The 13,513-nt window shown below is 67.4% G+C and carries 14 protein-coding genes; 5 read left to right on the plus strand and 9 right to left on the minus strand.

Annotation, left to right across the window (positions count from 1 at the left end):
• Window positions 1–109 precede the first annotated feature (109 nt).
• The 5 genes from GRF61_RS20175 (at window position 110) to GRF61_RS20195 (ending at window position 5,057) form a co-directional block, all read left to right on the plus strand.
• On the plus strand, window positions 110–1,303 hold the full coding sequence (locus GRF61_RS20175; RefSeq protein ID WP_169152421.1) for a 3-hydroxybenzoate 6-monooxygenase: 1,194 nt from the start codon (window positions 110–112) through the stop codon (window positions 1,301–1,303).
• 103 nt (window positions 1,304–1,406) lie between these two features.
• The gene (gene maiA / locus GRF61_RS20180) at window positions 1,407–2,048 is read left to right on the plus strand and encodes a maleylacetoacetate isomerase (protein WP_211166109.1); all 642 of its coding nucleotides are present in this window, start codon (window positions 1,407–1,409) and stop codon (window positions 2,046–2,048) included.
• An 85-nt stretch (window positions 2,049–2,133) separates the two neighbouring features.
• Entirely contained in the window at window positions 2,134–3,120 is a 987-nt protein-coding gene (locus GRF61_RS20185) for a TRAP transporter substrate-binding protein (protein ID WP_169152423.1), read from the plus strand.
• A gap of 159 nt (window positions 3,121–3,279) precedes the next feature.
• A complete protein-coding gene (locus GRF61_RS20190) occupies window positions 3,280–3,783 on the plus strand; it encodes a TRAP transporter small permease (RefSeq protein ID WP_169152424.1) in 504 nt (167 codons plus the stop codon).
• Window positions 3,780–5,057, plus strand: coding sequence for a TRAP transporter large permease (locus tag GRF61_RS20195; RefSeq protein ID WP_169152425.1), 1,278 nt, complete (start codon window positions 3,780–3,782; stop codon window positions 5,055–5,057). The genes GRF61_RS20190 and GRF61_RS20195 overlap by 4 nt, the downstream gene beginning before the upstream one ends.
• A 66-nt stretch (window positions 5,058–5,123) precedes the next feature.
• On the opposite strand, the gene GRF61_RS20200 is transcribed toward GRF61_RS20195, so the two are convergent.
• The 9 genes from GRF61_RS20200 to GRF61_RS20240 all read right to left on the minus strand — a co-directional run bounded on the left by GRF61_RS20200 (window position 5,124) and on the right by GRF61_RS20240 (window position 13,289).
• Window positions 5,124–5,417: a 4-oxalocrotonate tautomerase family protein gene (locus GRF61_RS20200; RefSeq protein WP_282447255.1), complete on the minus strand. Its 294-nt coding sequence runs from the start codon at window positions 5,415–5,417 to the stop codon at window positions 5,124–5,126.
• Window positions 5,344–6,132, minus strand: coding sequence for a 2-oxo-3-hexenedioate decarboxylase (gene dmpH, locus GRF61_RS20205; protein ID WP_169152427.1), 789 nt, complete (start codon window positions 6,130–6,132; stop codon window positions 5,344–5,346). Before dmpH ends, GRF61_RS20200 begins: the two co-directional genes overlap by 74 nt.
• Window positions 6,129–7,163, minus strand: a complete 1,035-nt coding sequence (gene dmpG, locus GRF61_RS20210; RefSeq protein ID WP_169152428.1) for a 4-hydroxy-2-oxovalerate aldolase — start codon at window positions 7,161–7,163, stop codon at window positions 6,129–6,131. Before dmpG ends, dmpH begins: the two co-directional genes overlap by 4 nt.
• Before the next feature lie 15 nt (window positions 7,164–7,178).
• Window positions 7,179–8,102 carry an acetaldehyde dehydrogenase (acetylating) gene (locus GRF61_RS20215; RefSeq protein ID WP_169152429.1) on the minus strand — a complete coding sequence of 308 codons (924 nt, stop codon included), beginning with the start codon at window positions 8,100–8,102 and terminating at the stop codon, window positions 7,179–7,181.
• Between the two features lie 84 nt (window positions 8,103–8,186).
• A complete protein-coding gene (gene dmpE / locus GRF61_RS20220; RefSeq protein WP_169152430.1) occupies window positions 8,187–8,969 on the minus strand; it encodes a 2-oxopent-4-enoate hydratase in 783 nt (260 codons plus the stop codon).
• A 76-nt stretch (window positions 8,970–9,045) separates the two neighbouring features.
• Complete coding sequence (locus tag GRF61_RS20225; RefSeq protein WP_169152431.1) at window positions 9,046–10,500, minus strand: 2-hydroxymuconic semialdehyde dehydrogenase; 1,455 nt, start codon at window positions 10,498–10,500, stop codon at window positions 9,046–9,048.
• A gap of 49 nt (window positions 10,501–10,549) precedes the next feature.
• On the minus strand, window positions 10,550–10,987 hold the full coding sequence (locus GRF61_RS20230; protein WP_133591325.1) for a heme-binding protein: 438 nt from the start codon (window positions 10,985–10,987) through the stop codon (window positions 10,550–10,552).
• A gap of 199 nt (window positions 10,988–11,186) precedes the next feature.
• A complete protein-coding gene (locus tag GRF61_RS20235) occupies window positions 11,187–12,116 on the minus strand; it encodes a catechol 2,3-dioxygenase (RefSeq protein WP_169152432.1) in 930 nt (309 codons plus the stop codon).
• Between the two features lie 117 nt (window positions 12,117–12,233).
• Window positions 12,234–13,289: a phenol 2-monooxygenase domain-containing protein gene (locus tag GRF61_RS20240; protein WP_169152433.1), complete on the minus strand. Its 1,056-nt coding sequence runs from the start codon at window positions 13,287–13,289 to the stop codon at window positions 12,234–12,236.
• Window positions 13,290–13,513: the final 224 nt, after the last annotated feature.

Consider the following 13,513-nt stretch of genomic DNA (forward strand, 5'->3'; position numbering starts at 1 on the left):
CCGCAGGCCAACCCCACCCGGCCTGCCCAGTCCGCCAACCCGCCGGCGCGGGAAGACGGCACCCGCACGCCCGCGCGGCGCGTAAAACGCGCAACGAGGAGACAACAGCATGAGCAGCCAACACCCAGTCATCATCGCCGGCGGCGGCATCGGCGGCCTGGCCGCCGCCCTCGCACTGGTGCGCCAGGGCTTCGAAGTCCTGGTGCTCGAACAGGCGGCGGAGATCGGCGAGATCGGCGCCGGCATCCAGCTCGGCCCCAACGCCTTCCATGCCTTCGATGCCCTCGGCATCGGCGAGAAGGCGCGCGGCCGCGCGGTCTACACCGACTACATGGTGATGCACGACGCCATCGACGAATACCAGGTCGGCAAGATTCCCACCGGCGAAGCCTTCCGCAAGCGCTTCGGCAACCCCTACGCGGTGATTCACCGTGTCGATGTGCATCTGTCCCTGCTCGAAGGCGCGCAGGAGACCGGCAAGGTGAGGTTCATCACCTCGACCCACGTCGAGCGCGTGGAACAGGACGATCAGGGCGTCACCGTGATCGATGCCAAGGGCAACCGCTTCCGCGGCATCGCGGTGATCGGTGCTGACGGGGTCAAGTCCGCAGTGCGCCAGCAGTATGTGAACGACCCGCCGCGGGTCACCGGCCATGTCGTCTACCGTGCGGTGATCGACAAGAAGGACTTCCCCGAGAACCTGCAGTGGAACGCCGCCAGCATCTGGGTCGGCCCCAACTGCCACCTGGTGCACTACCCGCTGCGTGGCGGCGAACAGTACAACGTCGTCGTCACCTTCCACAGCCGCAAGCAGGAAGAATGGGGCGTCACCGAGGGCAGCCCGGAAGAGGTACAGAGCTACTTCCAGGGCATCTGCCCCAAGGCCCGTCAGTTGATCGACCTGCCCAAGAGCTGGAAGCGCTGGGCCACCGCCGACCGCGAGCCGATCGGCCAATGGACCTTCGGCCGCGCCACCCTGCTCGGCGACGCCGCCCACCCCACTACCCAGTACATGGCCCAGGGCGCCTGCATGGCACTGGAAGACGCGGTGACGCTGGGCGAAGCGCTGCGGGTGCACAACAACGACTTCGAGAAGGCGTTCGACCTCTACCAGCGCTCGCGCATCGCCCGCACCGCGCGCATCGTGCTGTCCTCGCGCGAGATGGGCCGCATCTACCACGCCAAGGGCGTGGAACGCCTGGTGCGCAACGACCTGTGGAAGGGCCGCACGCCGGAACGTTTCTACGACGCCATGGAGTGGCTGTACGGCTGGAACGTAGACAACTGCCTCGCCAAGGACTGAACCAGACGCAAGGCCACCGCGCCGAAACCCCGGCCTCCCGAGGCCGGGGTTTCGGCATGTCGGCATTGCCTTCCCCGTTTCACGACAAGAGAGTGAAGCCATGATGAAGCTGCACAACTTCTTCCGCAGCGGCACCTCCCACCGCCTGCGCATCGCCCTCAACCTGAAAGGCATCGGGTATGACTACGTGCCGGTCGACCTGCGCACCGAGGAACACCTCGGCGCCGCATTCAAGGCCATCAATCCGCAGCAACTGGTGCCGGCGCTGGTCGATGGCGATCTGACGATGATCCAGACCCCCGCCATCATCGAATGGCTGGAAGAGCGCCACCCTACCCCACCACTGCTGCCTTCCGACCCGGACGACCGCGCCCGGGTGCGCGCGCTTGCGGCCATCGTCGGCTGCGACATCCACCCGATCAATAACCGCCGCATCCTCGAATACCTGCGCAAACGGCTCGGCCAGGATGAAACCGCGGTGCAGGCGTGGTGCGCGACCTGGATCGAAGCCGGCTTCGCCGCGCTGGAGAGCCTGGTCGCCGCCGACACCCGCCGCGGCCGTTTCTGCTTCGGCGACGCCCCCGGGCTGGCGGATGTCTATCTGATCCCGCAGGTGGAGAGCGCGCGCCGCTTCAAAGTGGACCTGAGCCCCTATCCCAACATCGTCGCCATCGACTCGGCCTGCGCCGAACTCGACGCCTTCCGCCGCGCCGAGCCCGCGCGCCAGCCCGACGCCCCAGCCTGACAGCCCGCCCCCAAGGCCCAGGCTAGGCGACGATTTCCAACAAGCATGCACAGCATGCGAAGAACCCCAACCAGGAGGAGATACGATGAGAAAAGGATTGATCCGCGCGCTCAGGAGCGCCGCTACCGCCGGTCTGTGCGCGCTGGCCTTCGGCGCCACCAGCGCCTCCGCACAGGCGCTCAAGCTGGGCCACATCACCCCGCCCAGCCACGTCTGGCACCAAGTGTCGGAGAAGATCGCCAGCGACCTCGAGAAAACCTCCGGCGGCAAGATGAAGATCGCCGTCAGCCCGCTGCAGAAGCTGGGCAACGAGGCCCAGATGATCAATCTGATGCAGGCCGGCGCGATGCAGTTCGGCGTGTTCACCGTCGGCGGGCTGTCCAATCGCGAGGAGTCCTTCCTTGCCTGGTCGCTGCCTTACACCTTCCGCGACGTCGAGCACGCCACCCGCGCAGCCTCCTCTCCCGCCGCGCGGGAAATGCTCAAACGGCTGGAAGCGCACGGCATGGTGGGGCTGGGCTACGCCTTCGCCGGCATGCGCCACGTGCTGTCGCTGGAGCCTGTGCGCTCGCCCAAGGACCTTGCCAACAAGAAGATCCGCTCCTTCCCCAGCCCGATCTACAACGACTGGTGGACCGCCAACGGTGCCGCGCCGACCGCGCTGCCGCTGTCCGAAGTGGCTCCCTCGCTGACCACCAGGCTGCTGGACGCGGTGGATGTGGACCTCGATGCGCTGGTCGGGCTCAAGTTCCACCAGCAGGCGCCCAACCTCACCCTCACCAACCACATGGCCTTCCCGGCCGCCATCGTGGTGTCGAAGAAGTGGTGGGACGCTCGCAGCGACACCGAGCGCGACATGATCCGCAAGGTCATCGCCGACGCCGAAGCCTGGGGCTACAAAGCCGCGATCGAAGCCGACAAGAGCAATCTCGACAAGGCCAAGGCCGACGGCGCCAAGGTGATCGATGCCGACATCAAGGCCTTCCAGGCGGTGGGTGGCGGGGTGCGCGACAAGTACACCGCGCGCAACCCGCTGATCGCCGACTTCTACAAACAGGCGCAGGACCTGTAAGCCCCCGGCCCCCGGACCGCGCCCTGTTGCTGCCCACCCGCACGCCGGGCGGCAACAGGGCGTGCGCCGTGCACATCCTGCGGCCGCATCCGACCTCCGCCCCCGCGGTGCCGACGACGGGCAGCCGCCCGCCTGGCTACCGAACCCCGAGAGAGAAGCATGTTCATCCACGCCCTGATCCAGTCCCTGGACCGCGCCCTCGCCAGCGTCGAACGCCTGGTCGCGATCGCGCTCACCGCGGCGCTCACCGCCATCATGATCGCGCAGGTGATCCTGCGTTACTTCTTCAACGCACCGCTGTTCTGGGCCGAGGAAATCGCCGTCCAGCTGCTGGTGTTCATCACCCTGATCGGCCTGTCGCTGCTGGTTCACAACGGCCAGCTCGTCACCATCGACTTCCTGTCGCGCGCGCTCGGCCCCCGCGGGCGCTGCGTGCTTTCGGTCGTGCTCGGCCTCGGCTTCCTGCTGCTGCTGGCCTTCGTCGCCAAGCTCGGCTGGGACTGGGTGATGCGGGCCGATGTGCGCCTGGAACTGGGCGCCACCACCCAGTTGCCGCGCTGGTACAACTATTCGCTGCTGCCGGGGGCGATGCTGGCGATGGCCTTCCACCAGTTCGCCGCGGTGCTGCGCCAGGTGCGCGAGCTTGCGGGAGCGCGCGCATGATCACGCTGATCGTCTTCTTCGCGCTGCTGTTCTGCGGCTTCCCCATCTTCGGCGCCATCCTGGCCGGCGCGGTGGTGTTCATGGCCACCAACGACCTGGCGGTGCTCTACGACTCCATCCCCATCCAGTTCTACGGCGCACTCGAAATCAACGGCCTGCTCGCGATCCCGCTGTTCATGCTGGTCGGCGAGATCATGAACCAGGGCGGCCTCACCCAGCGCCTGATCGCGGTGGCCGAGGTGCTGGTCGGCCGCTTCAAGGGCGGGCTGGCCTACGCCAACCTGATCACCAACGCGATGGCCGCGTCCATTCTCGGCTCCGCGGTGGCGCAGATCGGCGTCATGAGCAAGGTGATGATTCCGGAGATGGAGAAGAAGGGTTACGACAAGGCCTTCGCCGGCGCGGTCACCGTGTCCGCCGGCCTGCTCGGACCCATCATCCCGCCGTCGATGCTGATGATCATCTACGGCGTGGTGGCGGTGCAGCCGATCGCACCGCTGTTCATCGCCGGCATCGTGCCCGGCCTGCTCATCGTCGCGGTGCTGGCGGGCGTCATCCTGCTCTACGGCATGTCCGGCTCCCGCCTGCCGGAAGGTTCGCCCACGCCGCTGCGCGACAGCTGGGGCACGCTGGCTGCCGGCATCGCCCCCGGCCTGATTCCGGCGGTGGTCATCGTCGGCATCATGAGCGGCGCGATGACGCCGACCGAGTCGGGCGCGGTGGCGTCGCTGATCGCGCTGATCCTCGGCTTCCTCTACCGCGAACTGAAGCTCGCCGATCTGCCGGGCATCCTGCGCAGCGTGGCGGTAAACACCGCCACCATCACCGGCCTGATCGCCGCCGCCTCGGTGTTCAGCTGGGTGCTCGCCTTCCAGGGCGTGCCCGACCAGCTGGTGGAACTGATCGCCGGCGTGACCGATTCGCCGGTGGCGTTCCTGCTGCTGGTGACACTGCTGATGCTGGTGCTGGGCATGTTCCTCGAAAGCATCAGCGTACTGATCGTGGTGGTGCCCATCCTGATGCCGGTGGTGACCGCGCTCGGCATCGACCCGATCCAGTTCGGCGTGGTGTGCACCATCGCCACGGTTATCGGCATCGTCACCCCGCCGGTCGGTCCCGGCCTGTACATCGCCATGGTCCAGGCCGATATGCCGATGGGCCCGCTGTTCCGCGCAACCGTGCCTTTCCTCGCGGCGGTGCTGGCGGTTCTGATCGCGGTCTGCGCCTTCCCGGCGCTGTCCACCTGGCTGCCGGCGCTCTCCGCCGGCATGTAAAGGCGAGGCGCCAGGAACGGGTTTGGCGCGGCCCCGGACGAGGCCGCGCCAAACCCGCCGCGGGAGTCAGCGGCCGAGGTCTTTCGCGGTCTGGCCGGCGATGCCCCAGTTGGCCTTGGGCACTTCCTGGATCCACACCCGCACCCGCTCGCGCGGCGTATCGACCGCCTCGACCAGCGCCTGGGTGACCTTCTCGATCACTGCGCGCTTCTCATCCTCGCTACGGCCTTCCAGCAGATAGATCTGGGCGAACGGCATGTTGCGGCTCCTTGTCGTGAGGCGGCGGTCAGCGGAAACGCACCGACACCGAACCCAGGCCCTGGGCGCGCAGCGTGATCGCGTCGCCCGCCTGTACCGCAACCGCCTCGGTGATACCGCCGGAGAGGATGAGCGTGCCGGCGGGAATCTCCTCGCCTTTCTCGCCCAGCATGTTGGCCAGCATGGCGACTGCCGCCGCCGGATGGCCCAGTACCGCGGCGCCGGCACCGAAGGCCACCGGCTCGCCGTTCTTCTCCAGCACGATGCCGGTGGTGCGCAGGTCCAGCCCGGCGGCCTCGCCCATGCGGCCGCCGACCACGAAGCGGCTGGAGGAGCAGTTGTCCGCCACCACGCTCTTGAGGTCGAACTTGAAGTCGCGGTAGCGGCTGTCGATGATCTCGATGGCCGGAATCACGAAGTCGGTGGCGGCCAGCACCGCGCCGATGTGGCAGCCCGGCCCGCGCAGCGGCGCCTTGGTGACGAAGGCGATCTCCGGCTCCACCTTGGGATGAATCAGCTTGCCGGTGTCGATCTCGCCGCCGTCGGCGACGCTGAAGTAGTCGGCGAGGAAGCCGAACACCGGCGTCTCCACCCCCATCTGCTTCATCTTGGCGTGCGAGGTGAGGCCAGCCTTGAGGCCGACGATGCGGGCGCCGCGGGCGATCTTGCGGCGCTTGATCTCGTTCTGGACGGCGTAGGCGTCGTCCCAGTCCATGTCCGGATGGTCGTCGGTGATCTTGGGCGTGTCCTGCGCCTGCAGCTCGCAGTTCTCGAGACGGATGGCGAGCTGTTCGATGACTTCCTGTGCGAGCTTCATGCTGCGACTCCTTGCCGTGCCCTGGCCAGGGTGATGGCCGTATCCTCGATCATGTCTTCCTGCCCGCCGACCATGCCGCGCCGCCCCATCTCCACCAGGATCTCGCGCGCCGGCACGCCGTACTTCTTCTCTGCCCGCTTGGCGAACAGCAGGAAGGAGCCATACACCCCGGCGTAGCCCAGCGTCAGCGCATCACGGTCGATGCGGATCGGGAAGTCCATAATGGGCACCACCAGGTCCTCGGCCACGTCCTGGATCTTGAACACGTCCACACCGGTTTCGATGCCCATCAGCGCGCACACCGCCACCAGCACTTCCATCGGCGTGTTGCCCGCACCGGCGCCCAGGCCAGCGGCGGCGGCGTCGATGCGGGTGGCGCCGGCCTCGATGGCGGCGATGCTGTTGGCCACGCCCATGGCGAGATTGTGGTGGCCGTGAAAGCCAAGTTCGGTTTCGGGCTTGAGGGCGTCGCGCACGGCGGCGATGCGCGCCTTCACCGTTTCCGGCAGCAGGTGGCCGGCGGAGTCGGTGACGTAGATGCAGTTGGCGCCGTAGCCTTCCATCAGCTTCGCCTGCTTGACCAGGCCTTCGGGGCTGTTCATGTGGCTCATCATCAGGAAGCCGACGGTGTCCATGCCCAGCTTGCGCGCCATGCCGATGTGCTGCTCGGAGACGTCGGCCTCGGTGCAGTGGGTGGCGACCCGCAGGGTGTTCACGCCGAGCTCGTGGGCGCGCTTGAGGTGTTCGACGGTACCGATGCCGGGCAGCAGCAGCGCGGAAACCTTGGCCTGTTTCATCAGCGGAATGACGGCGCCGAGGTACTCCTCGTCGGTGTGGGCGGGGAAGCCGTAGTTCACCGAGCTGCCGCCCAGGCCGTCGCCGTGGGTGACTTCGATCAGCGGGATGCCGGCGGCGTCCAGGCCGCAGGCGATGGTCTGCATCTGTTCCAGCGTCATGAGGTGGCGCTTGGGGTGCATGCCGTCACGCAGGGTCATGTCGTGGACGGTGATCTTCTTGCCGTGAAGCGTCATGGTTGTCTCCGGGGGTCAGGCCAGCACGGCGCGGTTGGATTCGAGGCTGAGGCGGCCGGCGAGGATTTCTTCGGCGAACATCTCGGCGGTGCGGGCGCCGGCGGCGGTCATGATGTCGAGGTTGCCGGCGTAGCGCGGCAGGTAGTCGCCCAGGCCTTCGACTTCGAGATAGATGGAGACGCGCTTGCCGTCGAACACCGGGCCGTTCACCAGCTTGTAGCCGGGGACGTATTTCTGTACTTCGCCGACCATGGCGTGGATGGAGTCGGTGATGCGGGCCTGGTCGGGTTCGGTCTCGGTGAGGCAGTGCACCGTGTCGCGCATGATGAGCGGCGGGTCGGCGGGGTTGAGGATGATGATGGCCTTGCCGACCTTGGCGCCGCCCACTTTCTCGACGGCGCCGGCGGTGGTGCGGGTGAACTCGTCGATGTTCTTGCGCGTGCCGGGGCCGGCGGAGCGGCTGGAAACGGTGGCGACGATTTCGCCATAGGCCACCGGCTGGACGCGGGAGACGGCGGCGACCATGGGGATGGTGGCCTGGCCACCGCAGGTGACCATGTTGACGTTCATCTCCCCGCGGCCGACGTGGGCCTTGAGATTCACCGGCGGCACGCAGTAGGGGCCGATGGCGGCGGGGGTGAGGTCGATCATGAGCACGCCGAGTTCGTTGAGCTTGCGGCTGTTCTCGGCGTGGACGTAGGCGCTGGTGGCGTCGAAGGCGATTTGCACGCCGTCGGCCAGGATGTGGGGCAGCAGGCCGTCCACGCCCTCGGCGGTGGTCTTGAGGCCGAGTTCGCGGGCGCGCGCCAGGCCTTCGGATTCAGGGTCGATGCCGACCATCCATACCGGCTCCAGCACCGGGCTGCGCTTCAGTTTGTACAGCAGGTCGGTGCCGATGTTGCCGGGGCCTATCAGGGCGCATTTGATCTTGCGGGTCATCATGGATTCCTTGTCGTCGGGGAGTTGCGGGCGGCGCGGTGGCGCAAGGGCGGGCACCGCCGGCGCAGGCGTGGAAACGGAAGATCAGGCGAAACGCACCGAGCAGCCGCCGATGCCGCCTATGGTCACGCGCAGGTTGTCGCCCGCCTTCACCGGCACCATGGCCGCGAGCGAGCCGGAGAGGATGACCTCGCCCGCCTTCAGGCCGATGTCCAGGCTGCCGAGCATGTTGGCCAGCCAGGCCACCGCGTTGGCCGGCGCGCCCAGCGCGGCCGCGCCGGCGCCAGTGGCGACGATCTCGCCGTTCTTCTCCAGGATCATTCCGCAGGTGTTCAGATCCACCCGGCGCGGGTCCACCAGGCTGTCTCCGAGCACGAAGACGCCGCAGGAGGCGTTGTCCGCCACCGTGTCCTGGATCTTGATCTTCCAGTCGCGGATGCGGGAATCGACGATCTCGAAGCAGGTCATCACCCCTTCGGTGGCCGCCAGCACGTCGGCGGCGGTCACGCCCGGGCCCTTCAGATCCTTCTTCAGCAAGAAGGCGATCTCGCCTTCGGCCTTGGGCTGGATCAGCGTATTGGCCGGAATGGCCTCGCCCTCGTTGTAGAGCATGCCGTCCAGCAGATAGCCGAAGTCGGGCTGGTACACGCCCAGCATGTTCATCACCGCCTTCGAGGTGACGCCTATCTTCTTGCCGACCACCCGCTCGCCCGCTTCCAGCCGGCGCGCGAGCATGCGCTGCTGGATGAAGTAGGCGTCCTCTATCGTCATCTCCGGATGCCGCTCGGTGAGCGGCGCCAGCACCTCGCGCTTCACCAGCGCCTGGTACAGCTCGTCGCCCAGCCGTTCGATCAGGGTCTTGTCCATTCGGTGTCTCCTATATGTCCTCGCGCGGCGGCAGCGGAACGTCCCGGCGCGCTGCGCCGGCCCGCCCTGCCCCGCCTCACAACTTGATGCAGATGTTCTTCTGCTCGGTGTAGAACTCGAGCGAATGCACGCCGCCCTCGCGGCCGATGCCGGACTGCTTGGCGCCGCCGAAAGGCGTGCGCAGGTCGCGCAGGAACCAGGAGTTCACCCACACCAGCCCGGCCTCGATGCGGCCGGCGACGCGGTGCGCGCGGGCGAGGTCGCGGGTCCAGATCGAGCAGGCCAGGCCGTAGTCGGTGTCGTTGGCGCGGCGGACGACTTCATCCTCGGCATCGAAGGGCTGGATCAGGGTGCAGGGGCCGAAGATTTCTTCGCGCGCGATCGGCGAGTCGTCGCCCAGGCCGGTCCAGATCGTCGGCTCCACCCAGGCGCCGCCGGCCAGCTCGCCAGCCATGCGCGGCACGCCGCCGCCGGTGACCACGGTGGCGCCCAGCTCGCGCGCCTTCTCGTAGTAGGACAGCACCTTGTTCTTGTGCTCCTGCGAGATCAGCGGCCCCATGCCGGTGGCGCTGTCTTCCGGGCGGCCGAGCTTGAGGCCCTCGGCGCCCTGCTTCAGCGCGGCGACAAACTTGTCGAAGATGGGCCGCTCGACATACACCCGCTCGGTGCCCAGGCAGACCTGGCCGCAGTTGGCGAACACCGAGCGCATCGTGCCTTCGATGGCGGCGTCGAAATCGCAGTCGGCGAAGACGATGGCCGGGTTCTTGCCGCCCATCTCCAGCGACACCGGCCGCGCGCCCACCGCCGCCGCCTTCATGATGGCGGCGCCGGTGCGCGTCTCGCCGGTGAAGGTGATCGCGTTCACCCGCGGATGGGTGGTGACGAACTCGCCCGCCGAGCCCGGCCCGAAGCCATGCACCACGTTGTACACGCCCTTGGGCATGCCGACTTCGTTCATCACCTCGCCCAGCAGGGTGGCGGTCTGCGGCGTTTCCTCCGAGGGCTTGACCACCACGGTGTTGCCGCAGGCCAGCGCCGGGCCCACCTTCCAGGTCATCAGCAGCAGCGGCAGGTTCCACGGGCAGATCACGCCGACCACGCCCACCGGGCGGCGCAGCGCGTAGTTGAGTGCGCCGCGGCCGTCGGGCGTGGCCATCTCGAAGAACTCGGTGGGCACGCTCTTGATGACGTCGGCGAACACCTTGAAGTTGTCCGCGCCGCGCGGAATGTCGATGTGGCTGGCGAGGCTGCGCGGCTTGCCGGTATCCGCGCATTCGGCGGCGAGGAAGTCGTCGAAGCGGCGCTTGATGCCATCGGCCACCGCGTTGAGCAGCTCCACCCGCTCGGCCACCGTCATCCGCCCCCAGGGCCCGTTCAGCGCGGCATGCGCGGCGGCGACAGCGGCATCCACCTCCAGCTTGCCCGCCTCGTGCACCTGGGTGATGCGCTGCCCGTCCAGCGGCGACAGCTTATCGAAGACCTGGGCGGTGGCGACGAACTCGCCGTTGATGAAGTTGTGGATCTGTTTCATGCGCTTGCTCCCTTGCCGGCCGGCGTCCCCGCCGGCCGGTACTTGTTGTTCAGATCTGGATGTCGTCGGCGCCGATGGCGCGCAGCCCGGCCAGCGCACATTCCGCGTCCTGCGCCGCCGAGGCGCCGGAGACGCCGATGCCGCCCGCCAGCTCGCCGCCCACCCGCAGCGGCAGGCCGCCGCCGAACACGATCAGCCGCGGCTGGGCGGAGAAGCCCAGCTTCATGCCTTCGTCCTCGCCGAACACCGCCATCCACTTCGCCGTCGGAAAGCCGAAGCCACCGGCGGTGTAGGCCTTGTCGATGGCGATCTGGATGGACTGCGGAAACGCCCCCGGCATGCGCAGGAAAGCCATCAGGTTGCCGGCGGCGTCGGTGACGCCGACGTTGATGCGCAGGCCGAGCGACTCGGCGTGACGCACCGCCGCCTCGGCGGCGCGGTGGGCGGCCTCCCAGCTCAGGCTGGCCTGGGTGACGACTAGCTTCATCTCGACGCTCCTTTCCACCCTGCCGGCGACGGTGTGGAGCCGAAGGCAGGGCGATGCGGGTGAATTACGGTTTCGATAATTAATATCGAGATTTTTATTCGAGGCAAAAAAAGAGAGCTGCCTGCGCCCGATCAGGCCGCCGCGCGCGAGGCGGGCGGCCCGGCCCCGTCATGCCGGGGCGCGCCGGCGCTGGCCGCCTTCAGGACACCACGCTGAGAAAGCGCTCGTTGAGCGCACGGTCGTGATAGAAGATGCCGGCTCCCACTTCGTCCCAGGTCCACTTGATCGGCTTCCAGTCCGGGTAGCTCTGGTAGCCGCCGCTGAAGGTCTCGAAGCGGTTGCCGGAGGGGTCGAAGGCGTAGATGGTCGTGCCGCGGGTGACGCCGTGTCGGGTCGGGCCGATGTCCACCGACACCCGGTTCATCGACATGATGTCGGCTGCCCGCAGCACCTTCTCCCAGCTGTCCAGCATGAAGGAGATGTGGTGCAGCTTGCCCGGCTCCGGGTGGCGCACGAAGGCGATGTCGTGCGCCTTCATCGAGCACGACAGCCAGATGCCGAGGTCGGTCTCGCCGTCTTCCATCACCACGTGCTCCACCAGGTAGAAGCCAAGCACGTTCACGAAGATGTCGTGCACCTTCTCGATGTCCGGCCCGTAGAGCAGGCAGTGGTCCATGCGGATGGGCGCGATGCCGCGCTCGGCGTCCTTGGTCCAGGGGTCCGGGTTCACGTAAGACATGCCATTACCGACGTCGGTCTTGTCGGCATAGAGCTCGATGTCGTGGCCGGAGGGAAGGCGGAAGCGCACCCGCTCGCCGGTCTCCAGCATTTCGCCGGCAGGGATGCGCTCGGTGGGAATGCCGTATTCGCGCAGGCGGCCGTCCAGCTTCTCCAGCGCGCCGCGGCTGGACACCTTGAAGGCGAAGAAGTCGATGCCGGCCTCGTCCGCCTCGCGGATCAGCACGCTGTTGTGGTCACGCTCGTCCCAGCTCTTGAAATACACCCGGCCCTGGCTGTCGCGGCCGGTCTCGATCAGGCCGAGCACGTTCTTGTAGTGGTGGATCCCCGCTTCGAGATCCAGAACCCGCAGCGAAACGTGGCCCGGGCGCAGTACGTCGGTCATTGCCATGCTTGTCTCCTCCAGTGGTTTTTCTCCCGGCGCCTGCTCGGGCCGGTGTAATCAGGCAGATGGATGCTACGACTCTACACAATAAAACTCAATAATCTCGATATTTTTTATTTCAGCTCATATTCTCTTGAACAAGGGACTGCGCACCTGCTGGACGTCGGCCGCCGAGAAGAACTTCTCCACATGGATGTCGCCCTCGAACAGCCGGCCCTGCATCAGCGTGGTGATGCAGGCGTCGATCATGGCCGGCGGGCCGCACAGGTAGGCCTTGTGGCCGCGGAAGTCGCCGTCGAAGTGCGCCCGGGCGGCCTCGTGCACATAGCCGCGGAACACCTTGCCGTCGGACTCGTCGCCTTGCTCCGACAAGGTGGGCACGTAGCTGAAGTTGGGATGGCGCTCGGCCAGCGCGAGAAACTCGTCGTGGTAGTACAGCTCCGCCCGGCTGCGCTGGCCGTAGACCAGGGTGATGGGCCGGCTGTCGCCGGCGGCCAGCAGGTCGAGGATCATGGCGCGCGGGCTGGACAGCCCGGAGCCGCCGGCCATGAAGAGCAGCCCCTGCGGCGCCGACTTGCGCACGAAGAAGCGGCCATAGGGGCCGGAGAGCTTTATCCGGTCGCCGGGCCGGAGCTGCTGGTGCACCCAGCTGGTGCCTTGCCCGCCCGGCACCAGGCGGATGTTGAGCTCCACCTCCCGCCCGGTGGACGGCGGATTGGCCAGCGAGAAGGCGCGGCTGCACTCGCCGCCGTTGATGTCGAGGTTGATGTACTGGCCGGCCTGGAAGTGGATAGCCTCGTCCAGCGTCACGAACACGCCCTTGATCGTCGGCGTGAGGTCGTCGATGCGGCTGACGGTGCCGTGGAAGTCGCGTACCGGAATGCTCTCCGCATCCGGCTCGTCCTCGATCTCCGCTTCGATGACGGCGTCGCTCTGCAGCCGCGCGCAACAGGCGAGGGCCTTGCCCTCGTCGCGCTCGAAGTCCATCAGCGCGAAGCTGGAGGCCTCGCCATGCTCCACCTCGCCATCCACCACCTGCACCTTGCAGGTGGCGCACAGGCCGTGGCAGCAGGCATGCGGCAGCCAGATGCCGGCGCGCAGGGCGGCGTCCAGGATGGTCTGGTCGTCTTCGACCGCGATGGTCTGGCCCAGGGGTTCGATGGTGAGTTCGTAGCTCATGGGGTGAATCCGTTTTGGGTTGAACTGGGGGGAGCCGGGAGCCGGACGGCACTGCTGTCCGCTCGCCCACCGGCGTCACCCCGCGCGATGACAGAACGTCCTGCGGTTACAGCGGCTGGCGCGGTAACTCCCCTCTCCCCTCGCGGGAGAGGGGCTGGGGGAGAGGGGGAGCGGCGTCTGGAGAAAGAAATCAGGCTGGAGATGGCGCAGGCCCTGTTATCGCC

Origin of the sequence: Azoarcus sp. TTM-91 (assembly GCF_012911025.1) — a bacterium.
Lineage (GTDB): Bacteria > Pseudomonadota > Gammaproteobacteria > Burkholderiales > Rhodocyclaceae > Azoarcus.

Bases quoted from the DNA above. Each gene is read 5' to 3' on its own strand.
- maiA (WP_211166109.1), top strand. From the start codon at position 1,407: ATGAAGCTGCACAACTTCTTCCGCAGCGGCACCTCCCACCGCCTGCGC.
- dmpE (WP_169152430.1), bottom strand. From the start codon at position 8,969: ATGGACAAGACCCTGATCGAACGGCTGGGCGACGAGCTGTACCAGGCG.
- dmpH (WP_169152427.1), bottom strand. From the start codon at position 6,132: ATGAAGCTCGCACAGGAAGTCATCGAACAGCTCGCCATCCGTCTCGAG.
- GRF61_RS20215 (WP_169152429.1), bottom strand. From the start codon at position 8,102: ATGACCCGCAAGATCAAATGCGCCCTGATAGGCCCCGGCAACATCGGC.
- GRF61_RS20195 (WP_169152425.1), top strand. From the start codon at position 3,780: ATGATCACGCTGATCGTCTTCTTCGCGCTGCTGTTCTGCGGCTTCCCC.
- GRF61_RS20230 (WP_133591325.1), bottom strand. From the start codon at position 10,987: ATGAAGCTAGTCGTCACCCAGGCCAGCCTGAGCTGGGAGGCCGCCCAC.
- GRF61_RS20190 (WP_169152424.1), top strand. From the start codon at position 3,280: ATGTTCATCCACGCCCTGATCCAGTCCCTGGACCGCGCCCTCGCCAGC.
- GRF61_RS20185 (WP_169152423.1), top strand. From the start codon at position 2,134: ATGAGAAAAGGATTGATCCGCGCGCTCAGGAGCGCCGCTACCGCCGGT.
- dmpG (WP_169152428.1), bottom strand. From the start codon at position 7,163: ATGACGCTTCACGGCAAGAAGATCACCGTCCACGACATGACCCTGCGT.
- GRF61_RS20225 (WP_169152431.1), bottom strand. From the start codon at position 10,500: ATGAAACAGATCCACAACTTCATCAACGGCGAGTTCGTCGCCACCGCC.
- GRF61_RS20175 (WP_169152421.1), top strand. From the start codon at position 110: ATGAGCAGCCAACACCCAGTCATCATCGCCGGCGGCGGCATCGGCGGC.
- GRF61_RS20240 (WP_169152433.1), bottom strand. From the start codon at position 13,289: ATGAGCTACGAACTCACCATCGAACCCCTGGGCCAGACCATCGCGGTC.
- GRF61_RS20235 (WP_169152432.1), bottom strand. From the start codon at position 12,116: ATGGCAATGACCGACGTACTGCGCCCGGGCCACGTTTCGCTGCGGGTT.